Annotated in this window: 27 protein-coding genes; 11 read left to right on the forward strand and 16 right to left on the reverse strand. The window is 70.2% G+C overall.

The window, feature by feature from the left end; all coding sequences use genetic code 11:
• Positions 1–40 precede the first annotated feature (40 nt).
• Together rlmB and KCH48_RS28715 are read left to right on the forward strand one after the other, a co-directional pair.
• Positions 41–982 (forward strand): 23S rRNA (guanosine(2251)-2'-O)-methyltransferase RlmB, encoded by a 942-nt coding sequence (gene rlmB, locus KCH48_RS28710; protein WP_210577802.1) that lies wholly within the window; start codon positions 41–43, stop codon positions 980–982.
• A gap of 123 nt (positions 983–1,105) precedes the next feature.
• Positions 1,106–2,743, forward strand: a complete 1,638-nt coding sequence (locus KCH48_RS28715; protein ID WP_210577886.1) for a DoxX family protein — start codon at positions 1,106–1,108, stop codon at positions 2,741–2,743.
• A gap of 132 nt (positions 2,744–2,875) precedes the next feature.
• Here the strand turns inward: KCH48_RS28715 and KCH48_RS28720 are convergent, their stop codons facing one another.
• From KCH48_RS28720 to KCH48_RS28735, 4 genes are all read right to left on the reverse strand, one after another.
• Positions 2,876–3,616, reverse strand: coding sequence for a nucleotidyltransferase family protein (locus tag KCH48_RS28720; protein WP_210577803.1), 741 nt, complete (start codon positions 3,614–3,616; stop codon positions 2,876–2,878).
• Between the two features lie 106 nt (positions 3,617–3,722).
• Positions 3,723–4,169: a hypothetical protein gene (locus KCH48_RS28725; RefSeq protein WP_210577804.1), complete on the reverse strand. Its 447-nt coding sequence runs from the start codon at positions 4,167–4,169 to the stop codon at positions 3,723–3,725.
• Positions 4,170–4,404: 235 nt separating this feature from the next.
• The gene (locus tag KCH48_RS28730) at positions 4,405–5,541 is read right to left on the reverse strand and encodes an ABC transporter ATP-binding protein (protein WP_210577805.1); all 1,137 of its coding nucleotides are present in this window, start codon (positions 5,539–5,541) and stop codon (positions 4,405–4,407) included.
• 110 nt (positions 5,542–5,651) lie between these two features.
• On the reverse strand, positions 5,652–6,086 hold the full coding sequence (locus KCH48_RS28735; RefSeq protein ID WP_246886024.1) for a helix-turn-helix transcriptional regulator: 435 nt from the start codon (positions 6,084–6,086) through the stop codon (positions 5,652–5,654).
• A 132-nt stretch (positions 6,087–6,218) separates the two neighbouring features.
• Between KCH48_RS28735 and KCH48_RS28740 the strand changes: the two genes are divergently transcribed.
• Positions 6,219–8,195, forward strand: a complete 1,977-nt coding sequence (locus KCH48_RS28740; protein WP_210577806.1) for a heavy metal translocating P-type ATPase — start codon at positions 6,219–6,221, stop codon at positions 8,193–8,195.
• Here the strand turns inward: KCH48_RS28740 and KCH48_RS28745 are convergent.
• The 6 genes from KCH48_RS28745 to KCH48_RS28770 form a co-directional block, all read right to left on the reverse strand.
• Positions 8,131–9,468: a wax ester/triacylglycerol synthase domain-containing protein gene (locus tag KCH48_RS28745; protein WP_210577807.1), complete on the reverse strand. Its 1,338-nt coding sequence runs from the start codon at positions 9,466–9,468 to the stop codon at positions 8,131–8,133. The two genes, KCH48_RS28740 and KCH48_RS28745, sit on opposite strands and share 65 nt — an antisense overlap.
• A 55-nt stretch (positions 9,469–9,523) precedes the next feature.
• A complete protein-coding gene (locus KCH48_RS43245; protein WP_210577808.1) occupies positions 9,524–10,744 on the reverse strand; it encodes a beta-ketoacyl synthase in 1,221 nt (406 codons plus the stop codon).
• Positions 10,741–11,019 (reverse strand): acyl carrier protein, encoded by a 279-nt coding sequence (locus tag KCH48_RS28755; protein WP_210577809.1) that lies wholly within the window; start codon positions 11,017–11,019, stop codon positions 10,741–10,743. The genes KCH48_RS43245 and KCH48_RS28755 overlap by 4 nt, the downstream gene beginning before the upstream one ends.
• Before the next feature lie 23 nt (positions 11,020–11,042).
• Positions 11,043–12,284, reverse strand: a complete 1,242-nt coding sequence (locus KCH48_RS28760) for a wax ester/triacylglycerol synthase domain-containing protein (protein WP_246886025.1) — start codon at positions 12,282–12,284, stop codon at positions 11,043–11,045.
• A gap of 91 nt (positions 12,285–12,375) precedes the next feature.
• A complete protein-coding gene (locus KCH48_RS28765; protein ID WP_210577811.1) occupies positions 12,376–12,648 on the reverse strand; it encodes a hypothetical protein in 273 nt (90 codons plus the stop codon).
• A gap of 62 nt (positions 12,649–12,710) precedes the next feature.
• The gene (locus tag KCH48_RS28770; protein WP_210577812.1) at positions 12,711–13,466 is read right to left on the reverse strand and encodes a hypothetical protein; all 756 of its coding nucleotides are present in this window, start codon (positions 13,464–13,466) and stop codon (positions 12,711–12,713) included.
• 362 nt (positions 13,467–13,828) lie between these two features.
• Between KCH48_RS28770 and KCH48_RS28775 the strand changes: the two genes are divergently transcribed.
• From KCH48_RS28775 to KCH48_RS28785, 3 genes are all read left to right on the forward strand, one after another.
• Complete coding sequence (locus KCH48_RS28775) at positions 13,829–14,320, forward strand: hypothetical protein (RefSeq protein ID WP_210577813.1); 492 nt, start codon at positions 13,829–13,831, stop codon at positions 14,318–14,320.
• Between the two features lie 245 nt (positions 14,321–14,565).
• Positions 14,566–14,859 carry a hypothetical protein gene (locus tag KCH48_RS28780; protein ID WP_210577814.1) on the forward strand — a complete coding sequence of 98 codons (294 nt, stop codon included), beginning with the start codon at positions 14,566–14,568 and terminating at the stop codon, positions 14,857–14,859.
• Between the two features lie 265 nt (positions 14,860–15,124).
• Positions 15,125–15,466 (forward strand): hypothetical protein, encoded by a 342-nt coding sequence (locus tag KCH48_RS28785; protein WP_210577815.1) that lies wholly within the window; start codon positions 15,125–15,127, stop codon positions 15,464–15,466.
• Positions 15,467–15,545: 79 nt separating this feature from the next.
• On the opposite strand, the gene KCH48_RS28790 is transcribed toward KCH48_RS28785, so the two are convergent.
• The 4 genes from KCH48_RS28790 to KCH48_RS28805 all read right to left on the reverse strand — a co-directional run bounded on the left by KCH48_RS28790 (position 15,546) and on the right by KCH48_RS28805 (position 17,632).
• Positions 15,546–15,890 carry a hypothetical protein gene (locus tag KCH48_RS28790; protein WP_246886026.1) on the reverse strand — a complete coding sequence of 115 codons (345 nt, stop codon included), beginning with the start codon at positions 15,888–15,890 and terminating at the stop codon, positions 15,546–15,548.
• Between the two features lie 270 nt (positions 15,891–16,160).
• A complete protein-coding gene (locus KCH48_RS28795) occupies positions 16,161–16,496 on the reverse strand; it encodes a hypothetical protein (protein ID WP_210577816.1) in 336 nt (111 codons plus the stop codon).
• A gap of 322 nt (positions 16,497–16,818) precedes the next feature.
• Positions 16,819–17,184 carry a hypothetical protein gene (locus tag KCH48_RS28800; RefSeq protein ID WP_210577817.1) on the reverse strand — a complete coding sequence of 122 codons (366 nt, stop codon included), beginning with the start codon at positions 17,182–17,184 and terminating at the stop codon, positions 16,819–16,821.
• 139 nt (positions 17,185–17,323) lie between these two features.
• Complete coding sequence (locus KCH48_RS28805) at positions 17,324–17,632, reverse strand: hypothetical protein (protein ID WP_210577818.1); 309 nt, start codon at positions 17,630–17,632, stop codon at positions 17,324–17,326.
• A gap of 335 nt (positions 17,633–17,967) precedes the next feature.
• On the opposite strand from KCH48_RS28805, the gene KCH48_RS28810 reads away from it, so the two are divergent.
• From KCH48_RS28810 to KCH48_RS28820, 3 genes are read left to right on the forward strand one after another with little or no spacing between them, the layout of a single operon-like run.
• The gene (locus KCH48_RS28810; RefSeq protein ID WP_210577819.1) at positions 17,968–19,026 is read left to right on the forward strand and encodes a methyltransferase; all 1,059 of its coding nucleotides are present in this window, start codon (positions 17,968–17,970) and stop codon (positions 19,024–19,026) included.
• 29 nt (positions 19,027–19,055) lie between these two features.
• A complete protein-coding gene (locus KCH48_RS28815; protein ID WP_210577820.1) occupies positions 19,056–19,739 on the forward strand; it encodes an SDR family NAD(P)-dependent oxidoreductase in 684 nt (227 codons plus the stop codon).
• On the forward strand, positions 19,733–20,194 hold the full coding sequence (locus KCH48_RS28820) for a nuclear transport factor 2 family protein (protein WP_210577821.1): 462 nt from the start codon (positions 19,733–19,735) through the stop codon (positions 20,192–20,194). Before KCH48_RS28815 ends, KCH48_RS28820 begins: the two co-directional genes overlap by 7 nt.
• Positions 20,195–20,254: 60 nt before the next feature.
• Here KCH48_RS28820 and KCH48_RS28825 read toward each other — a convergent pair whose 3' ends face one another.
• Complete coding sequence (locus tag KCH48_RS28825) at positions 20,255–21,307, reverse strand: methyltransferase (RefSeq protein WP_210577822.1); 1,053 nt, start codon at positions 21,305–21,307, stop codon at positions 20,255–20,257.
• Between the two features lie 134 nt (positions 21,308–21,441).
• Between KCH48_RS28825 and KCH48_RS28830 the strand changes: the two genes are divergently transcribed.
• Entirely contained in the window at positions 21,442–22,425 is a 984-nt protein-coding gene (locus KCH48_RS28830; protein WP_210577823.1) for a helix-turn-helix domain-containing protein, read from the forward strand.
• Between the two features lie 116 nt (positions 22,426–22,541).
• Positions 22,542–23,171 carry a proteophosphoglycan 5 gene (locus tag KCH48_RS28835; protein WP_210577824.1) on the forward strand — a complete coding sequence of 210 codons (630 nt, stop codon included), beginning with the start codon at positions 22,542–22,544 and terminating at the stop codon, positions 23,169–23,171.
• A gap of 42 nt (positions 23,172–23,213) precedes the next feature.
• Here the strand turns inward: KCH48_RS28835 and KCH48_RS28840 are convergent, their stop codons facing one another.
• Positions 23,214–23,687 carry a hypothetical protein gene (locus KCH48_RS28840; RefSeq protein WP_210577825.1) on the reverse strand — a complete coding sequence of 158 codons (474 nt, stop codon included), beginning with the start codon at positions 23,685–23,687 and terminating at the stop codon, positions 23,214–23,216.
• Positions 23,688–23,763: the final 76 nt, after the last annotated feature.

A 23,763-nucleotide genomic window follows, 5' to 3' on the forward strand; every position in this document is an offset into this window, starting at 1 on the left:
ACGCATGCTCCGGCGTGCCCCGAGAACAGACAGGTAGGTCATGGCAGCCAACAACCGCCGCATGTCCGGCAAGAAGGGCGCGCAGGTCGGCAGTGGCGGCCAGCGGCGCCGGGGCCTGGAAGGCAAGGGCCCCACCCCGCCCGCCGAGATGCGCAAGGGACACAAGAAGAACCGCGTCGCCACCGCCAAGGCGAAGCAGTCGGTACGGCGTCCCGCGCCCCGCGGCCGTGGCGGCAAGTCGGCGTCCGAGCTGGTCGTCGGCCGCAACCCCGTCTACGAGGCGCTGCGCGAGGGCGTGCCCGCCACCACGCTGTACGTCCAGCAGTTCATCGACAACGACGAGCGCGTCCGCGAGGCACTCCAGCTCGCGGCCGAGCGCGGCGGCATCCACCTCATGGAGGCGCCGCGCCCCGAGCTGGACCGCATGACCAACGGACTCAACCACCAGGGCCTGGTCCTCCAGGTCCCGCCGTACGAGTACGCCCACCCCGAGGACCTCGCCGCCGCGGCCGCCGACGCGGGCGTGGACCCGCTCATCGTCGCCCTCGACGGCGTGACCGACCCGCGCAACCTCGGTGCCGTCGTCCGCTCCGTCTCCGCCTTCGGCGGCCACGGCGTCGTCGTACCGGAGCGCCGCGCGGCCGGCATGACCGCAGGAGCCTGGAAGACGTCCGCAGGCACCGCCGCCCGCACCCCGGTCGCCCGCGCCACGAACCTCACCCGCGCCCTGGAGTCGTACAAGAAGGCGGGCATCGCGGTCGTCGGCCTCGCCGCCGACGGCGAGGTGGAGATCGGCGAGCTGGACGCCCTCGGCGGCCCGGTCGTCATCGTCGTCGGCAGCGAGGGCAAGGGCCTGTCCCGACTCGTCGGCGAAACCTGCGACTTCCGCGTACGGATCCCGATGCCGGGCGGCGCCGAATCGCTCAACGCCGGTGTGGCGGCGGGCATCGTGCTGTACGAGGCGGCCCGGCGCCGGGTCTGAACACCCGTTCACGGGCTCGCCCGTGCGGGGTAATCCCGGCGTCCAGGACAAGCTTGACGCGGTCCGGACACTTCCGGCGAGTCAAAGCAGTGTCCTAACTCCATGTCACTCGGTTAGTTGAGTGTGGACACCAGAACACCCCGCACACCCACGGGGGACCGCTCGTCGGGATACGACGACGCTCCCGCGCTGAGCATGGTGAAGGTGCCGAGCGATCCGGCGCAGGTCATCGTCAATCATGTGAGCTTCCGCGTGCAGTTGGGAGCCTCGACCCGGCGGACTCAGTCCCCGCGGGTCGCACGGCACTTGCGCGCCACCGAGGACACCGCCCGGATCCCCGCCGCCTCCGCCCCGGGCACCCGCCGCCGCGCCCCCGTCGTCTGGAGCGGGAAGTCCGACCCGGACGACACCGGCGCGCACCGGCTGCTCCAGGCGGTGCGCGGCGGCAGCGTCCGGCACGGCGAGGAGCCCGTCTCCGACGCCGCGGGAGCCACCCAGGTCATCCCGCGCATCGACGAGGGCGGCTACGGGCAGGGCTACGGCGACGACCTCACGGAGCAGACCCTCGAAACCCCGCTCGTCGGCGCCCAGCGCGGCAGCCCCGACGCCGGCGAGACCCGGCTCCTGCCCCAGATGCGCTCGGCCGGCAGCGCCTACGACGAACCCGCCTACCAGCGCGAGCGGTTCGACGAGGACCATGGCTACGAGGACGACGACGAGTCGGACACTGACGCGCCGAACAAGCGCCACGGCGACGACCCGGCCCGGCACGCCTACTACCCCGGCCGCCGGATGAACCTCGGCGTCGTCCTGCTCCCGCTGCGCATCTTCCTCGGCTTCATCTCCATCTACGCCGGCATGGGCAAGCTCTGCGACCCCGTCTACTTCGACGGCGGCAAACGCGGCTCCATGACCAAGTGGCTCAACACCCTGCACCCGTGGGAAGTCGCCGAGCCGCTGCGCCAGTTCGCCCTCGAACACCCCGTGGGCTCCGGCCTGGTCATCGCCTTCTTCCAGGTCATCGTGGGCGTCCTCACGGTCCTGGGCTGCTGGCAGCGGGTCGCCGCGGTGGTCGGCGCGCTGCTCTCGGCCGCGCTGCTCGTCACCGTCAGCTGGAAGAGCGTCCCCGCCTACGACGCCCCTGACATCATCTACCTCGCCGCCTGGTCCCCGCTGATCATCGCCGGCGCCCCCGTCTACTCCATCGACGGCCGCCTCGCCGGCGGCGCCTGGCGCCGCCTCGGCCCCCGCGCCGACATCTGGGAGCTGCGCCAGTACGTCCTGCGCCGCGGTGCCCTCATCGCCACCGTCGTCATCGGCCTCACCCTGCTCGTCGGCTCCCTGCTCGGCGGCGCCGTCCGCGACGCCGACCGCGTGGTCGTCCCCGGCCCCGGCGAGGCACCCCGCAACGAACTCCCGGGCTCCCCGCTCCCGCAGAAGCCCGGCACCAGCGCCCAGGAACGCACCCCGAGCGCCTCCAACTCACCCACCCAGGGCGCCACTTCTGGCACGGCCAGCCCCTCCGGCGCCGCGACCACCCCCGGCGCCACCCGGGACACCGGCACCCTCCCCGGCTCCCCCAGCCAGACCCAGGGCACGGCAGGCCAGGCCCCACCCCAACAGTCCTCCCCAGCCGACGAGGCCCCCAGCACCACCACGGGCCCCACCTCAGGCGGCACCACCGGCACCCCGGGCGGCACCGGAGGCGGCGGAGACACCACCCCCGAGGAACCGGGCTTGGTGGGCGGCCTGTTGGGGTAGCGAGACAGGCTCACGCGAGAAGGGGTCCTGCGCGAAAGTGCGCGGGACCCCTTCGGCGCACGCGGCCTGCATGCCGCTAGGGGCGCGGGGAACTGCGCGACCAGCCCCACCGGCCTGCAGACAACCGAAAACCTACGCGCCCCCACCCCGCAGCGAACGCAGTTCCTTCGCAGCCTCCGTCAAATCCTTCGCCGTATCAATCGCCCGCCAATACGCCCCCTGCGGCAGCGGAAACCCCGCCAACCGCCGCTCCCGAGCCAACCGCGGAAACGTCGTCCGCTCGTGATCCCCCCGCTCCGGCAGCATCCCGGCGAACTCGGGAGAGAACACGTACACCCCCGCATTGATCTCGAACGTCGACGGCGGCGCCTCGATGAAGTCCGTGATGTGACCGAACCCGTCCGTCTGCACCGCCCCCCACGGAATCCGCGGCCGGGCCAGCGCGAGCGTCGCTATGGCGTCCCGCTCGGCGTGGAAGTCGGCCATGTCACGCAGCGAGAACCGGGTCCAGATGTCGCCGTTGGTGGCGTACCAGTGCTGGTCCGGATGGGGAAGGTGCGCGGCGGCATACTTGAGGCCCCCGCCGCGCCCGAGCGGCTCGGTCTCGACGACGGTCGTGACCCGCACGGGAAGCTCCGCTGACTCCAGCCACTTCTGCAGGACGTCGGCGAGGTGGCCGCAGCTGACCACCACGTCCGTGACGCCCTCCTCGGCGAGCCAGACAAGCTGATGGCCGATGATCGGCGTCCCCGTACCGGGGATCTCGACCATCGGCTTGGGCCGGTCGTCGGTGTAGGGGCGCAGCCGGGAGCCCTGGCCCCCGGCCAGGACGACAGCCTGGACGGGGCGAGACGCGGCGTTCGGATCGGTCATGACCGAACTGTACGTCGCGTCCCGCGCCCCTGATTTTGCGCTGCTCGCCTTCGGGGCGCGCCCCTACGGCTCCCCGCGCGCCGCTTCTGGCGGCAACCACTGACTCTCAGCTGTGCGCCCCCGCGACCCCGGAGGCGAAAGAGGTGTCGCAGACCGGGCGGGAGAAGGACTGGGCCCGGTTCGCGCCGTAGACGCGGACCGCGGCGCGGCCGAGTTCGCGGGCGAGGGAGGCGCAGTGCTTGGCCAGCGACGGGCGCTCGTTGACCGCCTGTTGGAGGTGGGTGAGCGCGATGCCCGGGTCCTTCTCCTGGAGTTCGGTCAGGAGCTGCCGGCGCAGCACCTCCTGGGGGGCGCGCTTCTTGGCCGGCGCGGCCAGCTCCTCGGAGGACGCGGTGAGCACCGAGCTCGAGGAGGTCCCCGACCAGTTGACTCGGGTGACCGCGAGGGTCCCGGAGAGAACCAGGACGACGGGCAGGACGAGGGCGAGGGAGCGGCCGATCCGGCGGGCGGGGCCCCGGCCGCGTCGCGTCTGTTGAGTAGTGGAGTGCTTCACGCGAGTGAGGGTAGCGTCCGGTAATGATTTGGCGACATTCAGTCACCGGTTCGGGGGATAGAGAACCGCCTGGAATTGGGTACGGCGTTGACGTACGGCGCTCGAAATGACCGGTCTGCCGGGGTATTTGTCGACAACGAGAAGGGCCCCTCAGCGCTCTGCGGGGCCCTCTTCGTCAACCTGGGTGAATTACCCGGGGTTGTACTTCCTGTCCTCGGCGCGAGCCGTCAGCGCGTCAGTCGGTGAGACGCTCGCCCGTGGAGGTCGAGAACACGTGGGTCTCGCCCGGCCGCGGCACGACGTGCAGCGTGGCGCCCTTCTCCGGCACCGCACGCCCGCTGACGCGGACGACCAGGTCCTTCAGGACGTCGTCGACCTTGGCGCTGCCGTAGACGTAGCCGTCGGCGCCCAGCTCCTCGACCACGTTCACGGAGACGGCGAGGCCCGCCGGGGCGTCCTCGGAGTCCTTCGTCAGGGACGCCGCGGCGCCGCCGTTCTGCTCGACGATGTCGAAGTGCTCGGGGCGGACACCGACGGTCACGGTGGTGTCACCCTTGTCGGCGGCGGCGCTGAGCGCCTCGCGGTTGACGGGCACCACGCTGTTGCCGAACTTCACACCGCCGTCGGTGATCGGGACCTCGACCAGGTTCATGGCGGGGGAGCCGATGAAGCCGGCGACGAAGAGGTTGGCCGGGCGGTCGTACATGTTGCGCGGCGAGTCGACCTGCTGGAGCAGACCGTCCTTGAGCACGGCGACGCGGTCGCCCATCGTCATGGCCTCGACCTGGTCGTGGGTGACGTAGACGGTGGTGATGCCGAGACGGCGCTGCAGCGACGCGATCTGCGTACGCGTGGAGACACGGAGCTTGGCGTCGAGGTTCGACAGCGGCTCGTCCATGAGGAACACCTGGGGCTCACGCACGATGGCGCGACCCATGGCGACACGCTGGCGCTGACCACCGGAGAGCGCCTTCGGCTTGCGCGCCAGGTAGTCGGTGAGGTCGAGGATCTTCGCCGCGTCCTCGACCTTCTGGCGGATCTCCGTCTTGTTGACGCCCGCGATCTTGAGCGCGAAGCCCATGTTGTCGGCGACCGTCATGTGCGGGTAGAGCGCGTAGTTCTGGAACACCATGGCGATGTCCCGGTCCTTCGGCGGGAGGTGGGTGACGTCGCGGTCGCCGATGCGGATGGCGCCGGAGTTGACGTCCTCGAGCCCCGCGAGCATCCGGAGCGAGGTGGACTTGCCGCAGCCGGAGGGACCGACGAGGACGAGGAACTCGCCGTCGCCGACCTCGATGTCCAGACCATCGACGGCGGGCTTCTCGGTACCCGGGTAGATCCGGGTCGCCTTTTCGAACGAGACAGTGGCCATGGTGAATGGGCCCCCTTCTACCGGCAGGAACGTGCCGGACGATCCGTTGTAGGAAGGTGGTGCCACTACGGGTGGTTCCGTTGTGGTGTAGTCCACATAAGTGAACTAGGTCAGGACGGTACCTGGCGTTCACCTGGTCTGTCAGTACCTGGACCGGTGTGAACTTCGCCGAAATTTTCGAGGATCTCCGCCGGAGCGTCCCGCAACCCCAGCCGCAGATGCTCCACGTGATAGAGCGCTTGGTCGAGTAATTCGGCCACGTGGTTGTCGTAGAGCGCGTAGATCACGGACCGTCCGCGCCGCTCGCCCGTCACCAGCCCCAGGTTGCGCAGCAGCCGCAGCTGGTGCGAGCAGGCGGACTGTTCCATGCCCACGGCGTCCGCGAGCTCGGTGGCCGCGCACGGGCCCTCCTGGAGCCGGGCCAGGATCCGTAGGCGTGACGGGGTGGCGAGGGCCTGCAGCGTGGTGGCCACGTCCGCGGCGCCCACGGCTTCGAGGCGTTCCCGTGCCGTGGCAGAGGTCTTGGCGTCCGTTCCGTGGCCCATGGCCCTCATCCTACGGACGCCCATCCATGAACGTATGAATGAGTCTTCATCTGATCCTGTACGGTGAAAACAGCGGCGCCTGACTCACGGCTGGCCGCCCCCTCGTCATGCCCTCGTGAAGGACACCCGCTCATGCCCTCCACCCTCACCCAGCCGACGGCGGACCGGACCGCGCCGACGCGGCCGCAGGAAGCCGTCCGCCGCCGCACCCGTGTCCTCGCCCTCCCCGAGGCCCGCTGGGCCGTCGCGGCCACCGCCTTGTTCCTGCTCGCGCTGCCGCTCCAGCTGGCCGGCGCCCCCGCCTGGACCTGGGGCCCGCTCTATGCCCTGTCGTACGCCACCGGCGGCTGGGAGCCCGGCTGGGAGGGCCTCAAGGCCCTCAGGGACAAGACCCTCGACGTCGACCTGCTGATGATCGTCGCCGCCCTCGGCGCCGCCTCCATCGGCCAGGTCATGGACGGCGCCCTGCTCATCGTCATCTTCGCCACCTCGGGCGCCCTGGAGGCCCTGGCCACCGCCCGCACCGCCGACTCGGTCCGCGGCCTGCTCGACCTGGCCCCCGCCACGGCGACCCGCCTCACCTCCGACGGCGGCGAACAGACCGTCGCCGTCGAGGAGTTGACGGTCGGCGACATCGTCCTCGTACGCCCCGGCGAACGCGTCGGCGCCGACGGCCGCGTGCTCGACGGAGCCAGTGAGGTCGACCAGGCGACCATCACCGGCGAGCCGCTGCCGGTCGCCAAGGAGCCCGGCGACGAGGTCTTCGCGGGCACCCTCAACGGCACGGGTGCGTTGCGCGTCCGCGTCGAGCGGGACGCCTCCGACTCCGTGATCGCCAGGATCGTCCGGATGGTCGAGGAGGCCGCCGAGACCAAGGCCCCCACTCAGCTGTTCATCGAGAAGGTCGAACAGCGCTACTCGGTCGGAATGGTCGCCGCCACCCTCGCCGTCTTCCTCGTCCCGCTCGCCCTCGGCGCCGCGCTCACCGGCTCACTGCTGCGCGCGATGACCTTCATGATCGTCGCTTCGCCGTGCGCGATCGTTCTTTCCACCATGCCGCCGCTGCTGTCCGCGATCGCCAACGCCGGACGCCACGGCGTCCTGGTCAAGTCGGCGGTGGTGATGGAACGCCTGGGCCAGGTCGACACCGTCGCCCTCGACAAGACGGGCACCCTCACGGAGGGCACACCGCGCGTCACGGACGTAACCCCGCTGCCGGGTTCCGGCCTCGACGAATCGGCCCTGCTCACCCTGGCCGCAGCCGCCGAGCACCCCAGCGAACACCCGCTGGCCCGCGCCATCGTGGCCGCGGCCCGCGAGCGCGGCCTCACGCTGCCGGAGACCGAGGACTTCGACTCCACACCGGGCGTCGGGGTGACCGCCGGGATCGACGGCCGCACCGTCGCCGTGGGCGCCCCCGCGCGCCTGCTGGACGACACCGGTGACACGGCCGCCCTGGTCGCGCGACTGGAGGACGAGGGCCGTACGGCGGTCCTGGTGACGGTCGACGGCACCCCGGCCGGCGTGCTGGGCATCGCCGACCGCCTGCGCCCGAACGCGGCGGCCACGATCACCTCCCTCACGGCCCTCACCGGAACCAAGCCCGTGCTGCTCACCGGCGACAACCCGCGCGCCGCCGCCCAGCTGGCCGCCGAGGTCGGCATCGACGACGTACGCGCCGGACTGCTCCCGCAGCACAAGGTCGCCGCGGTCAAGGAGTTGGAGGCCGCGGGCCGCAAGGTGATGGTGGTGGGTGACGGCGTCAACGACGCCCCCGCTCTCGCCGCCGCCCACTCCGGCGTCGCGATGGGGCGCGCGGGTTCGGATCTCGCGCTGGAGACGGCGGACGCGGTGATCGTCCGCGACGAACTCGCCACGGTGCCCGCGGTGATCGCCCTCTCGCGCCGGGCGCGGCAGCTGGTGGTGCAGAACCTGGTGGTCGCCGGGGTGTTCATCGCGGCGCTGGTGACCTGGGACCTGGCGGGGACCCTGCCGCTGCCGCTCGGTGTGCTCGGGCACGAGGGATCGACCGTGCTGGTCGGCCTCAACGGTCTGCGGCTGCTGCGGGAGGCTGCGTGGCAGCGGGCGGAGCGTGAGTCGGGGCGCTGAGCCGCGGCTCCGTACGACGCGCGGCGGGGGCGGCTCCGGACGCCGCCACCGCGTGCAGTTCCTGGGCCACGGCGGCGCCGATCATCTCGGCGTCGCCGGCCCGCAGATGGCTGACGACGGTCAGGGTGTAGGCGTCGGCGGTGTGGACGAGGCAGAGGTTCGCCGTGCCCGGCGGGGACAGCTGCGGCAGCGGAACGATGCGCGCCAGGGGACGGCCGTACAACCGGCTGGGGCTGTCCCGCCACTTGAACGCGGTACACAGGCTGGTGGTGATCTCGGGGCGCGCGAGGCGCTTGGCCATCACCTCGGCCAGCCACGGCACGGTCCGCGCGGAGGCCTGCAGCGCGGGCAGGATCGCGCGGTGGGCGTCGCAGCGGTGATGCAGCGCGGCGACCAGGTCCTGGCACGCCTGCAGACGGTCCACCGGGGAGGCGATGTCGACGGGCAGCGGGATGCGCAGCACGGTGACGCCGTTGCCGAGTTGCCCCGCGCTGTGCCGGGTCCGCAGGTCGACCGGCACCGTGGCGTACAGGGGGGTCGGTCCCTTGGGCCAGGAGCGCAGGGGCCCGTAGCAGGCGCGGAGGGCGCCGGCGTAGGCGCTCAGGAGCAGTTCGTTGAGCGTCGCTCCGCGCCCGCCGGACGGCTGGCGGCGGGCCGTGCGCATGGTCTGCGGGTCGAGGCCGACCATGGCCACCGACGGCCGCATACCGTCGGCGGGCGCCGGCGGAAGGGGCTGGCTGGGGACCCCGATGCGGTGCAACTCCCGGACCACGGTGGCCGCTTTGATGCGCGGGCGCCCCGCTGCCGCGGCCGGTCCGAGCGCGGACGGCGGTGCGGCGTCGTCCATCAGCATCCGGAAGAGCGTCTCCAGCGACCTGCCGTCCAGCAGTGCGTGATGGGCGAGCAGCACGATGGCGTGCTCGCCTGCCGGGGTGGCGTGCGGGGCCACCAGCAGCCGCCACAGGGGCCGTTCGGGCGGCAGCGGGTGCCCGACGCCGGCGGTCAGCAGGGAGTCCAGGTCCTGGTCCGTGGCGGTGATGTGCGCGGCGGGATCGAAGGGCCGGGCGGCCGACCACCGGTGGCCCGACAGCGCCGCCGGCCCGGCGGGAGGCCGCAGCACCTGGCTCATCCGGTCCAGATCGCCCCATCGCTCGTGGACTCGGGACCGTACCTGCTCCAGGTCGAACGGCGTTCCGGGAAACACCGCGGCGATGCCGATCGTCCCCGGCAGCCCATTGCGGAGGTGCCCCTCGTCGAAGGCCGACAGCCTCATGTTCCACAGCCTCTTTCCTTGGTGGTGCAGCTGCCCGGGCCCCCGCCTCGGTCGATCAACCGTCGGGCGAGTCGAACACGGCACAGGCGTTGTGGCCGCCGAACGCGAAACTGCTGCTGATCACCGGGCCGTCCGGGATCTTGCGTGGCTCGGCCGTGACCACGTCCAGTTCGCATCGGGGGTCCAGTCGCGTGAGATGGGCGGTCGGCGGGGCGAGCCCTTCGCGCACCGACCAGGCCGCGATCACGGCCTCCACCGCTCCCGCCGCCCCCAGCGCGTGCCCGGTCACCGCCTTGGGGGCGGTCACGGGCACCCCGCCCGGGCCGAACAGGGCGGTGATGGCCTGCGCCTCCGCGAGGTCGTTCAACTGGGTGCCGGTGCCATGCGCGTTGACATGGGTGACGGCATCGGCCGTCGTCCCCGCGTCGGCGAGCGCCTGCTCCATGCACGCCCGGGCACCGGCGCCGTCGGGATGCGGTGCCGTGAGGTGGTAGGCGTCGGAGGTACGCCCGTACCCGGTGAGCGTGGCGTAGATCCGGGCACCCCGCGCGCGGGCCAGGTCCAGCCGTTCCAGCACCAGGAACGCGGCCCCTTCGGCGAGGACGAAGCCGCGCCGCCCCTCGTCGAACGGCCGTGACGCGGCCGCGGGATCCTCGCACTCGGTGACCATCGCGCCGGACCGGCCGAAGGCCAGCGCGGTCGTAGGAGTGAGCGGAGCTTCGTGTCCCCCCGCCACCACCACGTCCGCGCCCCCCGCCCGGATCATCTGCAGTGCCTCACCCACGGCATGCGTCCCGGAGGCACACGCGGTGGAGACCGTCAGACTGGGGCCGGTGATACCGAGCTTGGCGCTGACCCAGTACGCCCCCGCGTTGTGCATCAGCCGCGACGCGTACAGCACATCGGGCCGCCCGATGCCGTTCTCCTGACTGATCACCCCGCCGTAGCCGGTCCCGGTGACCACCGCCCGCCGCTCGGCCGGCACATGCAGCCCGCCGGCATCCTCCACGGCGTCCACGGCGGCACACACCGCCAACTGCACCGAACGGTCCGCCCGCCGCACCTCCTTGGGCGTCAGCTGTCCGCTCGGGTCGAAGTCGCTCATCGGACCCGCCGGGTATACGACGGCTCCCTCGTCGGCTCCCTTCTCGTCGAAGGCATGCAGCGAGATCGCCGAACGGCACTCCACCAGACTCGCCCACAGCGCGGCCGGCGTCGCTCCGGCCGCGCAGCGAACCCCCAGGCCCGTGACGGCGACGGCGTGGCGGGCCGTCACCGGGCGGCCAGGGGGCCGTGGCCGGCGTGGGTGCGCAGCCTCACGATGAGGTCGGCGACATCACCCACGGTGGACACCCCGGAGGTGTCGGTTCCGCGCAGGGACACCCCGAACTCGTCCTCCGACGCCGCCTGCAGCTCGGTGATGTCCAGACTGTCGGCGCCCAGATCGGCCACCAGCCGGGCCTGCGGCACGACCGCCTCCACCGGCACCGACATCACCCGCGCGCACAGCGGTCGCAGCGCTTCCCATACGTCCACATGTTCCACGTCCATGCAGCGTCTCCGTTTCCTGGTGCTCACAGTGATGGCGTCGAGGTACGAGCCCATGTCTCAAACTCCGTGACGACCGCGTCGGCGAGCCGTCGCGCGTCGTCCGGGCGCAGGTTGCACACCACGGTCAGGGTGACCGCGTCCCCTGCCTGGGCCAGGGCGAAGCTGGCGGTGCCCGGGTGGTGCAGGGGCGGCAGCCCCACCGTGCGCACGAGCGCGTGGCCCTGGAACGTGCTGGGTCCGCCGGGCCACTTGACGGCCGTGGTCGCGGTCGCCGCGAAACAGGAGTGGCGACCACGGTTGGTGAGGAGCCTGGTCACCCAAGGGCCGGTCCGCCGTGCCGCTTCCGCCGCGGGAAACAGCACCGAGGCGTGCACGGCGGCCCGTGCGGGAACCGCGGCCAGCGCGGCCTGCCCCGCCCGCAGCCGCGCCAGGGGCCCGTCCACGTCGACGGGCAACGGCACCCGAATCACCGTTAGGGCATTGCCCAGTTCGCCCGGATCGGTTCGGCTGCGCAGATCACACGGCACGGCCGTGTACACGGGCTCATCCCGCTGCCGCCATCGCCGTACCGGACCGTACTGCTCCCGCATCGCCCCGGCCACCGCGCCCACCAGCAGCTCGTTCAGCGTCGAGCCCCGCCCGTCGGCAGGCTGCCGACGGGCGGCCCGGACCGTCTGCGCGGACAGCTCGCTCACCGCGACCGAGGAGTACGTCCGCCCCGGCGACGGCATCGGCAGGGCCTGTCCCGCGGCCGTCATCACCCGGAGTTCCCGGCCCATCGCGCGCAGCCCGGCACGCGACAGCGGCGCCGGCCGGGCAGCCGCCCGCACCGCCCCAGGACTGTCCGTCAACGCACGCATCAACGTGGCCAGCGAGCGCCCGTCCAGCAGCACATGCTGCGCCACGAGCGCCAGGGCGAAACCGCCGTACGCCGCGTCCGGGACCACGTACAGCCGCCAGGGCGGCACCCCGCCGGCGAGCGGCCGGTCCACGCTCTGCGCCCACAGGTCGTCCAATTTGTGCCGGGCCAGGACGACATGGACGTCGGGGTCGAACGGTCCCGGTACGACCCACCGCGCGCGCCCGCCGCCGCTTTCCGGACGGTCGAGCACACAGTTCATCCGCTCCAGACGCGCCCACCGCTCGGTGACGCGCGCCCGCACCCGCGCCACATCGGGCTGCTCACCGGCGAAGACCGCCGCCAGGCCGACAACTCCCGGACACCCGTTGAACAGCAGCATCTCGTCGGCACAGGACAGTCTCATGCGATAGGTCGCCATACCCTTCCTCGTCCAACGCCCGCACCGTGACGGTGCGGGCGTTGGACTGCGAGGCCGATCGCCTCGAACCGTCTGCTCAGAACGCTTCGCTGTTGCAGCCCATGTCCGAACCGAGGTCGGTGGGCTGCGCACCCGGGTTCCCCTCGCCGTTGAGCGCGTTGCCCAGCGCGCCGTTGATGACGCCGATGCTGCCGAGGATGTCGATGTTCATGTCGTGCGAGCGGCACTCGATGCTCTGGTTGACGTCGAAGTCGTTGCCCGGCCCGTCGGCGACGGCAGGGCTGACACCGAAGGAGCCGACACTGCCGAGGACGGCGCCCACGAGAGCGGCCTTGTGAAGCTTGCGCATTTCTTCTCCGTTGAACGAGCGGATGAACTGAACGAGCGGGATGACGAACTGCGGTGAGGCGATCAGCCGAGTCGGGGCAGACCCAACTGACCCACGGGCGGCGCCGCGACCTGACCGAGGCCGAGCCCGGGCACCTGCGGTGTGCCGCCGGTCGGCGCGATCAGCGGGTTGATGAGCGGGTTCACCTCAGGGTTGAACTGCGGGTTCACCTGCGGGGCGACGCGCGGCGCGGGCTCCGGCTCGAAGACCTGGGGCACGTCGAGCTGCGGGGCGACCTTCGGCGTGACCTGCGGCGCCGTCTGCGGGGAGACCTGCGGCACGACCTCCGGCCGCTGGGCGGGGGCGTGCTGTGAGCCGTGCGGCGAGCTGGAGGCCTGCGCGTTGCCGGTCGACGTGGCGACGGCGGATGCCTGACCGCTGTGCTGCGGGGCCGGGGCGGGCGCCGGAGGTGCGTACTGCGGCGCCGGCTGGGCGTAGGACTGCGGACCGCTGACCTCCGCCGTGCCCTGCGAACGGGCCACCGCCGCGGCCTGCGGCGGGGGCGCCTGGTACTGCGGGGCGGGCGCGGGCGCGTAGTACTGCGGCGGCGGCGCCTGGTACTGGGGGGCGGGTGCCGGGGCGTAGTACTGCGGCGGCGGCGCCTGGTACTGGGGCGCGGGCGCCGGGGCGTAGTACTGAGGTGCCGGGTAGTACGGGGGAGGAGGCGCCGCGCTGACACCGCCGTACCCGGGAGAGTCGGCGTGGCTGACGCCGGCGCCGATGGCGGACAGACCGCCGGCCGTTGCTACGACGAGCGCGGCCTTGTGAAGCTTGCGCATGGAACCCCTCGGCCCTTCATTACCTGTACAGGGAAAATCCGTTGTATTCAGTGCAGTCTTGCGTGCGATCAGTCTGATGTTCGTGCTGCGCCCTAACAGGGGTAACTCCTGGGCTGTCATGATCGCTGCCCTCTCTCAGCTGGCAACGAAATTTCCCCCGGCCTGGTCACGGGGTGAGAAAAGCCGTCACTCATTTGCCATCGGTCGGATTATCGGTTCTGTTTTTTCGGGCCGCAGCAAATGGGTGACCACACCCCGACTCACGTGACTGACGCCGCACTTGGCTCGTTCCAGCAACAGCCGCACTGGTCATCAGCAACGCAATACGTTCCGTGCACAGGTCAATGAAGGGCCGAGGTTTCATGCGCAAGCTTCAGCAGGTCGCGCTCGTCGTCGCAGCAGCCGGAGGTCTGTCCGCCGTCGGTGCCGGTCCCAGCCACTCCGCCCCTGTGGCGTACAACGGTGCTCCGCCGCCCGTTTCGCAGCAGGACGCCCAGGCCACCTCGATGACCTCCGCCCAGGCCACGTCGCAGCACTCCGGCTCGTCGGCCCCGCGGCGGATGGCGCTCCCGACGCGGGGCGCCGATGTCAGCCCGCAGGTCAACCCCCAGTTCAATCCGAAGCTCAGCCCGAACATCTCCCCGCAGGCGGCCCCGCACACGGGCCCGGGGCAGGGTGAGGTCGGCCAGACCAACCTCTTCCGCCCGTCCCAGGAGTGCAGCCCGCAGTCCCTGCTCAACGCGGCTGTCCCGGTCGCCGTACTCGCCGCCGCCGAGAACCGCGGCATCGACTGCGGTCAGACCAACAGCCAGGCGAACTCCCTCGCCCACGCCCGCGCCACCACCACGCGCTAGGGCAGCACGGGCGGCCGTCCGCCCAGCAGACCGAACGGCAGCTGATCGACCCGCAACGGGCCCTTCGAGGATCGACCTCGTAAGGGCCCGTTCGTATGTGATGGGGCGTCAGGGTGCTTCTGCCGCGCGATCACAAAACCCGGCGCGTCGCCGGACATTTCGGGATACTTCGTATTAACCTCCCGTAACTGTACGAAGTCGATCTTTCGCGGATCGCACCCACACCTCACTCCACCGGAGATGACATGCACAAGCTTCGCAAGGCCGCCGTCGTGATCGTCGCCCTCGGCAGCGTCGGGATCCTGAGCGCCGGCACCGCCGTCGCCAACGGCCAGGACGGTCACGGCAAGAAGGACGGGGGCAAGTTCAGCGTCCTGCAGAGCTCCAACTGCAAGTCGCACGACCTGAACCTCGACGTCCTCGGCCAGGTCGGCGTCCTCAACGGCCTGCTGGGCAACGCGCTCAACGGCGAGGGCAACTCGGGCGGCCAGGACACGCACCTGGGCTCGTCCATGGGCTGCAACAACAGCGCGTTCTAATCGCGCGACGGTCGCACAGGCGGCCGACGGCCGGAAAGCAGGCCCCGGCACCGAGTCTCAGACTCGGTGCCGGGGCCTTTTCCATGGCGTACTGATATTGCTATTTATTATTAAGCAAAGGGAATTCCCGGAATCGGCCAAGGCGGTGAGAATTGCCTGAATTCGGCGTGCCGCTGAGTGCTCCAATATTCTTCCTATTACCCTCTGTAACCGTACGAAGCCGATCTTTTACGGATCGCACCACTTCACTCCATCGGAGATGAACATGCACAAGCTCCGCAAGGCCGCCGTTCTGGTCGCCGCCCTCGGGAGCGTCGGGCTCCTGGGCGCCGGTACCGCCCACGCCGACGGGGGCCCGGGCGGCTGGAGTTCGGGTGACCGGGGCCACCACGGCAAGCATCACGAAGGCCGCAAGAGCAGCCCGACCCTCAACGTCGCGCAGAGCACGTCCTGCAAGTCGCACGACGCCAACGTCAGCGTCCTCGGCCAGGTCGGCATCCTCGACGGTGCGGCCGGCAACCTGCTGAACGGTGAGGGCAACCCGGGTGCGCAGGAGACCGGCCTGGGCTCGTCCATGGGCTGCAACAACACCTTCGGTGGCAAGTAGGGGCAGTAAGGGCTGATTCCTTCCCCTGCAAAATGCCGGACCGGGAGAACATCCCGGTCCGGCATTTTTCGATCGCGCCTCAGAAATCGAATTTAGGCAGCTTGAACCCCTTGGGCAGCGGCACATTGTTGGAGCACTCCACGACCGGGCCGACCCTGGTGGTCCCGCTGTTCCCCACCCCGTGCTGGGGGAACACCAGGCGCGGCCGTTCGACCGTCGAGCAGTCGTGCTTCTGCTGGACGACAGTGCCGTCCTTGCCCTTGTGGACGTTCTCGCTCTTGCGAACGCACGTGATGTCACCCTGGGCGGAGGTCTTGCAGTCATTCGAGGGCACTGCGGCGTACACCTGCCCGGCGCCGCCGTAGATCACGGCGAGGGTTCCGACGAGCCCCGAGATGGTTGCGATCTTCTGTCGACCGATCATGTGCTGCGTTCCTTTGCGGATCCGAAATGCCAGAGCCATCGCCCGGCGCGATATCAGCTGCGTCCGGCGATGGCATTGTTGCAGCCCGGGCGCGCACCCTGGTGGGTCTGCCGCGCGTCCGGGCTGCCTTCACATCGTGTGATGTGCATAAAGTGTTCCGATGAAATCCGATGCGCCTGCCGTGACGCTCCGAGGCTATATGCCGGGGAAACTGCCTACGGCGACAATCGCAGTGCCCTGAAATTCGCGCATCGAACTCTCGGAGCTTCTTTACTTGGCGATGTAGGGAGCGGAGTACTCGCCGAAGCCCTCCGGCGCGGCGTACTGGGGAGCGTACGGAGCGGCCTGGGGGGCGGCCTGCGGAGCAGGCTGGGGAGCGACGGCCTGGGGAGCGGCCTCCGGCGCGGCAGCCCGGTGCGGAGCGGAGTGCTTTCCGTACGGAGCGCCCCACGTGGCCACGGCGTTGGCCTGCGAGGTGGCCACCGCGGTGATGTCCGGTCCGTCCGAGCCGCCCTCGTGGGCGGAGGCCGTGCCGGCGCCGGCACCGAAGGCGGACAGCCCTGCGACCGCTGCGGCTACGACCGCAACGCGCTGAAACTTGCGCATTGAATTGACCCTTTCTTTCCGGGGCGTGAAGCCCTGGCTTGACTACTTAGTGTGAGCATATACACGCGAACCGTAGCAATTTGGGATCTATTGCCCTTCTGTGTGTCGTGTCGGCTCATGCCGAGGCACCCCTTTAGTCCGCCTGTTGCCGTGGGCTTGGCGAGGGGTGAGAGAGCCGGTGTTGTTGTGGCAACGACCGTTCCCCGAGGGGGAGTCACGGGCGGTGGGGTGCGGTCACCCGTTTGCCGAAACGGCGGATGGCCGGACCAGGTCGCCCTGGTCCGGCCATCCGCCGTAGGGGAGTTGGGGAGGCTGAAGGGGGTCAGCCGCCCAGCAGGCGTTGCAGCGCCGTGCGGTTGTCGGTGCTGGTGTCGACGGCCGGCGCCTCGGACGTCGGGCCGGCGCAGGTGATGTGCGGCCCGATCCGTGTCTGCCCGTTGTTCAGCAGGCCGGGAGCGGGCAGGGTCAGGGGCTGTGTCGGCTGGCAGTTCACGCTCCGGCGGATGGTGAACCCGTCACCCTCGGGCGTCTGACCCACGATCCGCTGGGTGCAGACGATGTTGCCCTCGGCGTCGAGTGCGCAGACGCCTGGGCCTCCTGCCGCGTGGGCCTGGGTGACGCCGACGAAGGTCATGGCGAGGCCGCCGAGAATCCCCGAGACGGCCGCGATCTTCTTTCCGTTGAACATGTGTTGCGTCTCCTTGGTGAGGGGTGCCCCGGGCGTCGTGCGCCGCGAACCGGCCGTGCCGGGTCCTGGGGGGCCTGTTGACGCACTGGTGCTTCGGGGCCCGCCCGTGAGGGCGTCGCGCACGACTGTGCCGCCGACCTCAGTCAGTGAAGGCGTTGTTGAACTGGCCGCAGGTGGTGTCGAAGGTCTCGGCGAGACCGAGCAGGCCGATCGGGAGGTCGCCCTCGGCCACCGTCTGCGGGCTGCACTCCTGGTACGGCCGGTAGAGGTCGGTGACGGACACCTGCGCTCGGGTGGGGGCCTGCTTGTGGGACACGTGCGGCCGGTCGGACTTGTGGCCGTGCCCGCCACCGTCGGCGAAGGCGGCAGTGGCACCCGCACCGGCACCGACGGCGGTCAGGCTGCCGGCCGCCGCCGCGACGATCATGACCTGCTGAAGCTTGCGCATGGAACCCTCGGTCTTTCACTACATGTACGTCGAGGCTGATTGCCTACTGTGACTGAACGAACACTAGCAGTAGCGATCTGCGCTATTCCACCGGTGATATCCCGTGTCCCGACGGGGATATGAGGGTGTGCGAGGGATCTTGTGCTGCGGCGGTGTCGGCTCAATAGGGCTTGACGCGGGCTTAATTGACGAAGGTCTGAAGATCGGCCAGGAGTTCACAGGGTCGTAAGGCATGGAAATCCCATTGATGTGTCGCTCATTTGCAAGCGCCCCCCACACCGACCCGAACAAAATTGCAGGCCTCTGCGACACGAGAGGCACGAGGTACGACTTCCATGACCGACCTGACCACGACACGCGCAACGGACGAGGCCGCCGGCGACCCGGCGGCGGATGTCGCGAGCCTGATGCAGATGATCGCCGGCGGCGCGATCCTGCAGACTCTGCACGCGGTTGCCGAACTCAACATCGCCGACCACCTTGCCGACGGGGCACGCACGGCGAAGGAGGTGGCCGAGCGCGAGGGCAGCCATGAGCGATCCACCTTCCGTCTGATGCGGGCCGCCGCGTCGCTGGGCGTGCTCAGCTACGAAGGGGCGGGGCGCTTCGGCCTGACCGGGCGGGGCCACATGCTGCGTACCGACGTGCCGGGCTCCCTGCGTTCCCTGGTGCTGATCCAGGCCGGTGAGTCGCACTGGCAGCCTTGGAGCCTGTTCCCCGAGGCGGTGCGGCAGGGCGCGAGCCAGGCGAAGAAGGCGCTGGGCGCTGACGTATTCGACTACTACGCGCGGCCGGAGAAGGCCGACGAGGCCCGGCTGTTCGCCGACTCCATGCGCGATCTGGCCGGCATGGTGACCCAGGGCATCCTGGCCGAGGCCGACACCGAGGGCCTGTCCACCGCCGTCGACGTCGGTGGCGGGGACGGACACCTCGTACTGGCACTCATGGAGGCCAATTCCGCTCTGCACGGCCAGGTGCTCGACCTGCGGCACGCGATCGAGGATGCGAGCCGGCAGGCCGAACGGCGGGGGCTGTCCGACCGTTTCGCCGGTGTGCCGGGCGACTTCTTCCTCGAGGTACCCAGCGCGGATCTCTACCTTCTCAAGACCGTGCTCCACGACTGGGACGACGAGCGCTGTACGACGATCCTGCGCAACTGCCGCTCCGCGGCGCGCGAAGGCGGGCGTGCCCTGGTCGTGGAAATGCTCGTCGACAACGAGATCGGCAAGCCCGACTTCGCCACCATCGCAGACGTGACCATGCTCGCTGTCACGGGCGGCATCGAACGGGACCTGGACGAGTTCGACGCGCTCTTCGCCACCACCGGCTGGCGCCGCGGCAGGACCTACCCCGTCGGCGGCGGCTACTTCGCCATGGAACTCGACGCCGTCTGACCGGCGGGTTCACAGTTCAGGGGAATGCCATGTCAACAATTCTCATCACCGGCGCCAATCGGGGAATCGGCTACGAGACCGCCCGAGCACTTATTGCCGAGGGCCACACGGTATGGATGGGCTGTCGGGACAAGGCCCGAGGGGAGCGCGCCGCCGGCGAGTCGGGCGGGCGATTCGTATCGCTCGACGTCACCGACGACGCCTCCGCCCGAGCCGCCGCCGCGACCATCGGCCGACTCGACGTACTGGTCAACAACGCGGGCCTGTTGGAGCCGCCGACGCACATCGGGGACCTCGCGTCCGACCTCGTGCACCAGATTTTCGACACCAATGTCTTCGGCGCCGTACGCGTCACGACAGCCTTTCTGCCCCTCCTCGCGGAGTCGGCGCGGCCGGCGGTCGTCAACGTGACCAGCAGCATTGGTTCGTTGGCCAAATCGGCCGATCCGGACGACGAGTTCAACGCCTACCCGCAGGACGTGTACCGCGCTTCCAAGGCGGCTCTGAACATGTTCACCGTTCAGTACGCCAAGGCATATCCGGCTATGCGGATCAATTGCGTGGACCCGGGCCTGACGGCGACCGACATGATGGGTGGTCAGGTAGGGCAGCCGCCGGCCCGAGCGGCCGCGATCGTCGCCAGGGTCGCTCTCCTCGGCCCGGACGGGCCGACGGGACAGTTTCTCGGGGCCGAAGGCGTCGTCCCGTGGTGAGTTGGAACGCGAAGCCCACGGTGCCCCTCGCCGACACCATCGACCGCTTCGTCGACAGCTTCAACGTCCAGGACCTCGACCTCGCCATGTCCTTCTTCGCCGAGGACGCCGAGTACCGTCCCGGCGACGGCACCGTCCACCGCGGACCCGCACAGATCCGCGCCGCGTTCGTGCCGATCTTCTCGGGGAAGTTCGGCCTGGTCACCTTCGACGAACACGACCGGCTCATCGACGAACAGCAGCGTCGCGCGGCCATCCGCTGGACCTGCCGCCTCGACCTGGCGCCCCAGCACACCCGCGGCACCACCTCGGTACTGCGCTGGGCCCTCCGCGCCCGCTACGGAAGCCGGATGCGCTGGGAAGGAACCGACATCTTCCACTTCGACGACGAGCTGCGCATCACCGGCAAGTACACCTACGCGAGCTTCCGCCGGCCCCTCATGCTCAAGGGGTGAGCGCTGACCGCCTGGAGTTACGTCAGCCAGGGCGCCGCCGCGCCCTGGCTGCGCTCGGGATCAGTTGACCGTCGCCTCGATGATCGAGTAGGGGGTCGACGTCGGCACGACTCTGTCGATGCTGATGCCGGCGGCGTTCAGCAGAGCTTCGTACTCCGCCTGGGTGCGTTCCTTGCCGGTGCCCATGGCGAGCATGGTGAGGTCGATCGCCTTGGCCATGTGCGGCTCGTCGCCGTCCGGCATCACCGTCTCGAAGATCAGCACCCGGGCATCCGGCCCACCGGCCTTGGCCACTGACTGGAGCAGGCGGACCGCGGCGGCGTCGTCCCAGTCGTGAAGGATGTAGCTGAGTACGTAGATGTCCGCGAACGGCACGCTGTCGAAGAAGTCACCGGCGACGACCTCGACCCGGCCGTCGAGTCCCCGGGCGGCGATGTTGGACCGCGCCGCCGGCGTCATCGCGGGGAGGTCGAAGACGATCCCCCGGCGGTCGGGCAGATCCTTGATGAGTTCGGCCAGGACGGTGCCGTCGGCGCCCCCGAGGTCGGCGACGAGCTCACCGGCGGGCAGTGTGTAGTCGTCGAACAGGCTGGTGCGGAAGCCGTTGGTGACGGCGGCCATCGCTTCGCTGAACTGCTGCGTTCGGGCCGGGTCTTCGGTCAGCCAGTCGAAGAAGGGCTTGCCGAGGTAGTGGTCCGAGGCGGGCTCGCCCGTCCTGAGCGTGTGGAGCAGATCGCTGAACGGTGCGTAGTGGGTCTCCATCCACATGAGCGTCACCGCGTGCACCGAGTCGGCGGCGTTGCGGGAGAGCGTCGCGCCGATGGGCGTCAGGGACACTCGATCGCCGTCGAGGACGAACACCCCCATCGAGGCGAGCGTGCGCAGCAGACGGCGCAGGGGCTCGGCCTGCGCGCCGGACTTCTCCGCCAGTTCGCTCACCGTGAGCGGGCCCCCAGCCTCGTCCAGCATCGTCGGCAGGTCCAGCTTGGCCACGACGTAGACGGCCTGGGAGACCTGAAAGCCTCCGGTCATCTGCAACATGACGTCTACCGGCTTCGGCATCGGCGGGTTCATCAGCGCGCTCTCCTCTTTGTCCTCATGTGCGTGAAGCACCCGGAACCTCCCGGGGTTTGCACCTTCCGCCGAAGCTTAGGAAGGTCGGCGCGGCACGACCTTGAACCACAGCGGCATCAGGACGGAACATCCGCGCCACGGGACAACGTTGTCGGGGCGCATGGAGGTAGACGATGAACAACGCTGCACCGGAGGCCGGGCGGTCGCGCGGGGCGTTCTTACTGGACTCCACCAGCGCGGGCGTCGGCCCGCGCGGGTTCGACGCCTTACGGCACGTATGGGAGACGCAGATCGGCGATGTCTTCCAACTGCCGAGCTTCAGTCCGGACACGATCGGTGACCTCCGCGTCAAGGGCCGCGCCGCCAAGGTGCGCGACGTGGCCATCGCCGATGTGCGCAGCGTGTCGGCCCTCGCGGGCACTCCGGGCGACGATCACGATGCGGTGGTGATGCACGTGGTGCGGCGCGGCACATGGACGTTGGACGACCCGCCCGATCGCGGCCAACACACGGTTACGGCCGGGCAGTTCCGCCTCCGGCACTTCGTACGGCCCTATGCGTTCGAGACGACGCCGCACACGACGACGAAGATCCTCGCTCTGCCCGCCGCAAGGCTCAGCCCCCTTCTCGGGAACCGGATCATCACCGGGTCGGCGGACTCGGCCGAGGTGCGTCTGCTGGTGGCCCACACGAACATGGTCCACGCGAACATCGCCGACCTCGGCCCGGCCGGTGTGCACGCCGCTCACAGCGCCCTGATCGAGCTGGCCAAGGCGGTCGTGCAGGGGCAGTTCGACGATGCGGAGCCCCGGTTGGCTCCCGCGCTCGCCCAGGCCGCGAAGGACCTCGCCGACAGCCATCTCGCCGATCCCGAACTGTCTCCGGCGATGCTGGCGGGCCAACTCAACGTCTCGCTACGTACGTTGCAGCGGGCGTTCGCCGCCTCGGGAGAGTCGGTGGCCGCCTACATCCGCGATCGGCGCCTGGAAGAAGCCCGCCTCGCCCTCTCCGTCCCGTCCGGTCGGCGGCTGACCGTCTCCGAACTCGCCGTCCACTGGCACTTCTCCGACAGCAGCCACTTCATCCGCGCCTTCAAGAAGCGGTACGGCCAGACACCCGCCGATTACGCGGCCTCGACCAGCCCGGCCGAGAGCTGACCCGGCAGTGGACCGGGGGTGATTGTCAGAGGGTGATTGTCAGAGGTGCGCGCTTGAATGGGCTTGGCCGAAACGTCGTTGGGACGACGGCTGACTCGGAGAGAGGTGGACTCCCCATGGGCCTTGTGACGCTCGACCTGCCCGCGCCGGCACGGATGCGGGGCCGCTGGGCGGCATTCGCCGCGCTGTTGGCGGCCAGAGGATGGGGAGGCGGGTGCTACGCGCGCGGTTCCGTCTGGCACTTCGACGACGGCGGCGGCAACTGGGCGGACCTGCACCACGTCGGCGAGGGCCGCGCGGTCATGCTGGGCAACGACCATGAGTATTCGGAGACGTACTACGGTCCCGCGGCGGAGTATTTCGGCGAGGACGAGACCGACCTGCTCGCGGGGGCGCCCGACTGGTGGCGGCCGGTGGTGTCACAGGTGATGGCGAAGGACGAGTACGTGGGCTTTGTGTACGGCTTCGACGGCACCCGGTGGCAGCGCGCCGAGTACGACCTCGCGGACGGTTTCCTCAGCGTCGGCCTGCCCGCCCTGAATGCCGACCGCACCCACAAGAGCGTCGTCGAGTTCACCCAGGACGCGCCGGGACTCGGCGGGGCGGCGCCTCCTGCGGACGCCATCGACGCACTCATCGCGGCAGACGGCGACGTCACGGAGGCGCATGTGACGGCCGTGATCGGGAAGGGCGGCTGGGACGCCGCGGCGGGGGCGGCGGCGGCCCGGGAGTTCCTGGCTGCCTGAGCGTGACACGGGCCTGTGCGGCGACGGCGACGTCGCCCGTACTCAGTGCCAGTCCACGGCGTTGTACATGTACACCACCAGAGCGCGGCCCTCGGCTCGCGAGACGGCGCGGGCCATCTCGGTCGCGGCGGCGTAGTCGTACGCGTCCTCGGCGGCGGTCATCTCGGTCGGCGATGTCAGGATCCGGTATCCGCAGACGCCGCGCCGCCAGATGTCCAGGTACAGCGTCTCGCCGGCGGGCGGGTCCACCGGGTCGACGCGAGGGTCGCGGTGCAGGACCGGCCATTCCCGTACGAGGTCACCGTGGCGGTGGATGGCCACCTTCTGCGCCATCCGCAGGATCTTGTAGCCCCACGGGATGTACAGGTGCAGATCGCGGTGGCCGAACCAGGCGGGGTCCGTGAACGCCGAGGTGGGCCGGTGGCCGCCGAAGAGGATGTACTGCGTCTCGGTGCGCTCGCCGTCGAAGGGATCGAGACGGTCCGCCTCATCCGGTGGGTAGGGCCAGTAGTCCATGCTCCTGATGCTGCCAGGCGTGCGGGACGAGCCCAATGGGGCCACGAGCGATGATGATTCGCTCGTGGCCCTCACG

The sequence above is a fragment of the Streptomyces sp. GESEQ-4 genome (genome assembly GCF_017948455.1).
Lineage (GTDB): Bacteria > Actinomycetota > Actinomycetes > Streptomycetales > Streptomycetaceae > Streptomyces.

Bases quoted from the DNA above. Each gene is read 5' to 3' on its own strand.
- rlmB (WP_210577802.1), top strand. From the start codon at position 41: ATGGCAGCCAACAACCGCCGCATGTCCGGCAAGAAGGGCGCGCAGGTC.
- KCH48_RS28720 (WP_210577803.1), bottom strand. From the start codon at position 3,616: ATGACCGATCCGAACGCCGCGTCTCGCCCCGTCCAGGCTGTCGTCCTG.
- KCH48_RS28730 (WP_210577805.1), bottom strand. From the start codon at position 5,541: ATGGCCACTGTCTCGTTCGAAAAGGCGACCCGGATCTACCCGGGTACC.
- KCH48_RS28735 (WP_246886024.1), bottom strand. From the start codon at position 6,086: ATGGGCCACGGAACGGACGCCAAGACCTCTGCCACGGCACGGGAACGC.
- KCH48_RS28740 (WP_210577806.1), top strand. From the start codon at position 6,219: ATGCCCTCCACCCTCACCCAGCCGACGGCGGACCGGACCGCGCCGACG.
- KCH48_RS28745 (WP_210577807.1), bottom strand. From the start codon at position 9,468: ATGAGGCTGTCGGCCTTCGACGAGGGGCACCTCCGCAATGGGCTGCCG.
- KCH48_RS28755 (WP_210577809.1), bottom strand. From the start codon at position 11,019: ATGGACGTGGAACATGTGGACGTATGGGAAGCGCTGCGACCGCTGTGC.
- KCH48_RS28760 (WP_246886025.1), bottom strand. From the start codon at position 12,284: ATGAGACTGTCCTGTGCCGACGAGATGCTGCTGTTCAACGGGTGTCCG.
- KCH48_RS28765 (WP_210577811.1), bottom strand. From the start codon at position 12,648: ATGCGCAAGCTTCACAAGGCCGCTCTCGTGGGCGCCGTCCTCGGCAGT.
- KCH48_RS28770 (WP_210577812.1), bottom strand. From the start codon at position 13,466: ATGCGCAAGCTTCACAAGGCCGCGCTCGTCGTAGCAACGGCCGGCGGT.
- KCH48_RS28775 (WP_210577813.1), top strand. From the start codon at position 13,829: ATGCGCAAGCTTCAGCAGGTCGCGCTCGTCGTCGCAGCAGCCGGAGGT.
- KCH48_RS28780 (WP_210577814.1), top strand. From the start codon at position 14,566: ATGCACAAGCTTCGCAAGGCCGCCGTCGTGATCGTCGCCCTCGGCAGC.
- KCH48_RS28785 (WP_210577815.1), top strand. From the start codon at position 15,125: ATGCACAAGCTCCGCAAGGCCGCCGTTCTGGTCGCCGCCCTCGGGAGC.
- KCH48_RS28790 (WP_246886026.1), bottom strand. From the start codon at position 15,890: ATGATCGGTCGACAGAAGATCGCAACCATCTCGGGGCTCGTCGGAACC.
- KCH48_RS28795 (WP_210577816.1), bottom strand. From the start codon at position 16,496: ATGCGCAAGTTTCAGCGCGTTGCGGTCGTAGCCGCAGCGGTCGCAGGG.
- KCH48_RS28800 (WP_210577817.1), bottom strand. From the start codon at position 17,184: ATGTTCAACGGAAAGAAGATCGCGGCCGTCTCGGGGATTCTCGGCGGC.
- KCH48_RS28805 (WP_210577818.1), bottom strand. From the start codon at position 17,632: ATGCGCAAGCTTCAGCAGGTCATGATCGTCGCGGCGGCGGCCGGCAGC.
- KCH48_RS28810 (WP_210577819.1), top strand. From the start codon at position 17,968: ATGACCGACCTGACCACGACACGCGCAACGGACGAGGCCGCCGGCGAC.
- KCH48_RS28815 (WP_210577820.1), top strand. From the start codon at position 19,056: ATGTCAACAATTCTCATCACCGGCGCCAATCGGGGAATCGGCTACGAG.
- KCH48_RS28830 (WP_210577823.1), top strand. From the start codon at position 21,442: ATGAACAACGCTGCACCGGAGGCCGGGCGGTCGCGCGGGGCGTTCTTA.
- KCH48_RS28835 (WP_210577824.1), top strand. From the start codon at position 22,542: ATGGGCCTTGTGACGCTCGACCTGCCCGCGCCGGCACGGATGCGGGGC.
- KCH48_RS28840 (WP_210577825.1), bottom strand. From the start codon at position 23,687: ATGGACTACTGGCCCTACCCACCGGATGAGGCGGACCGTCTCGATCCC.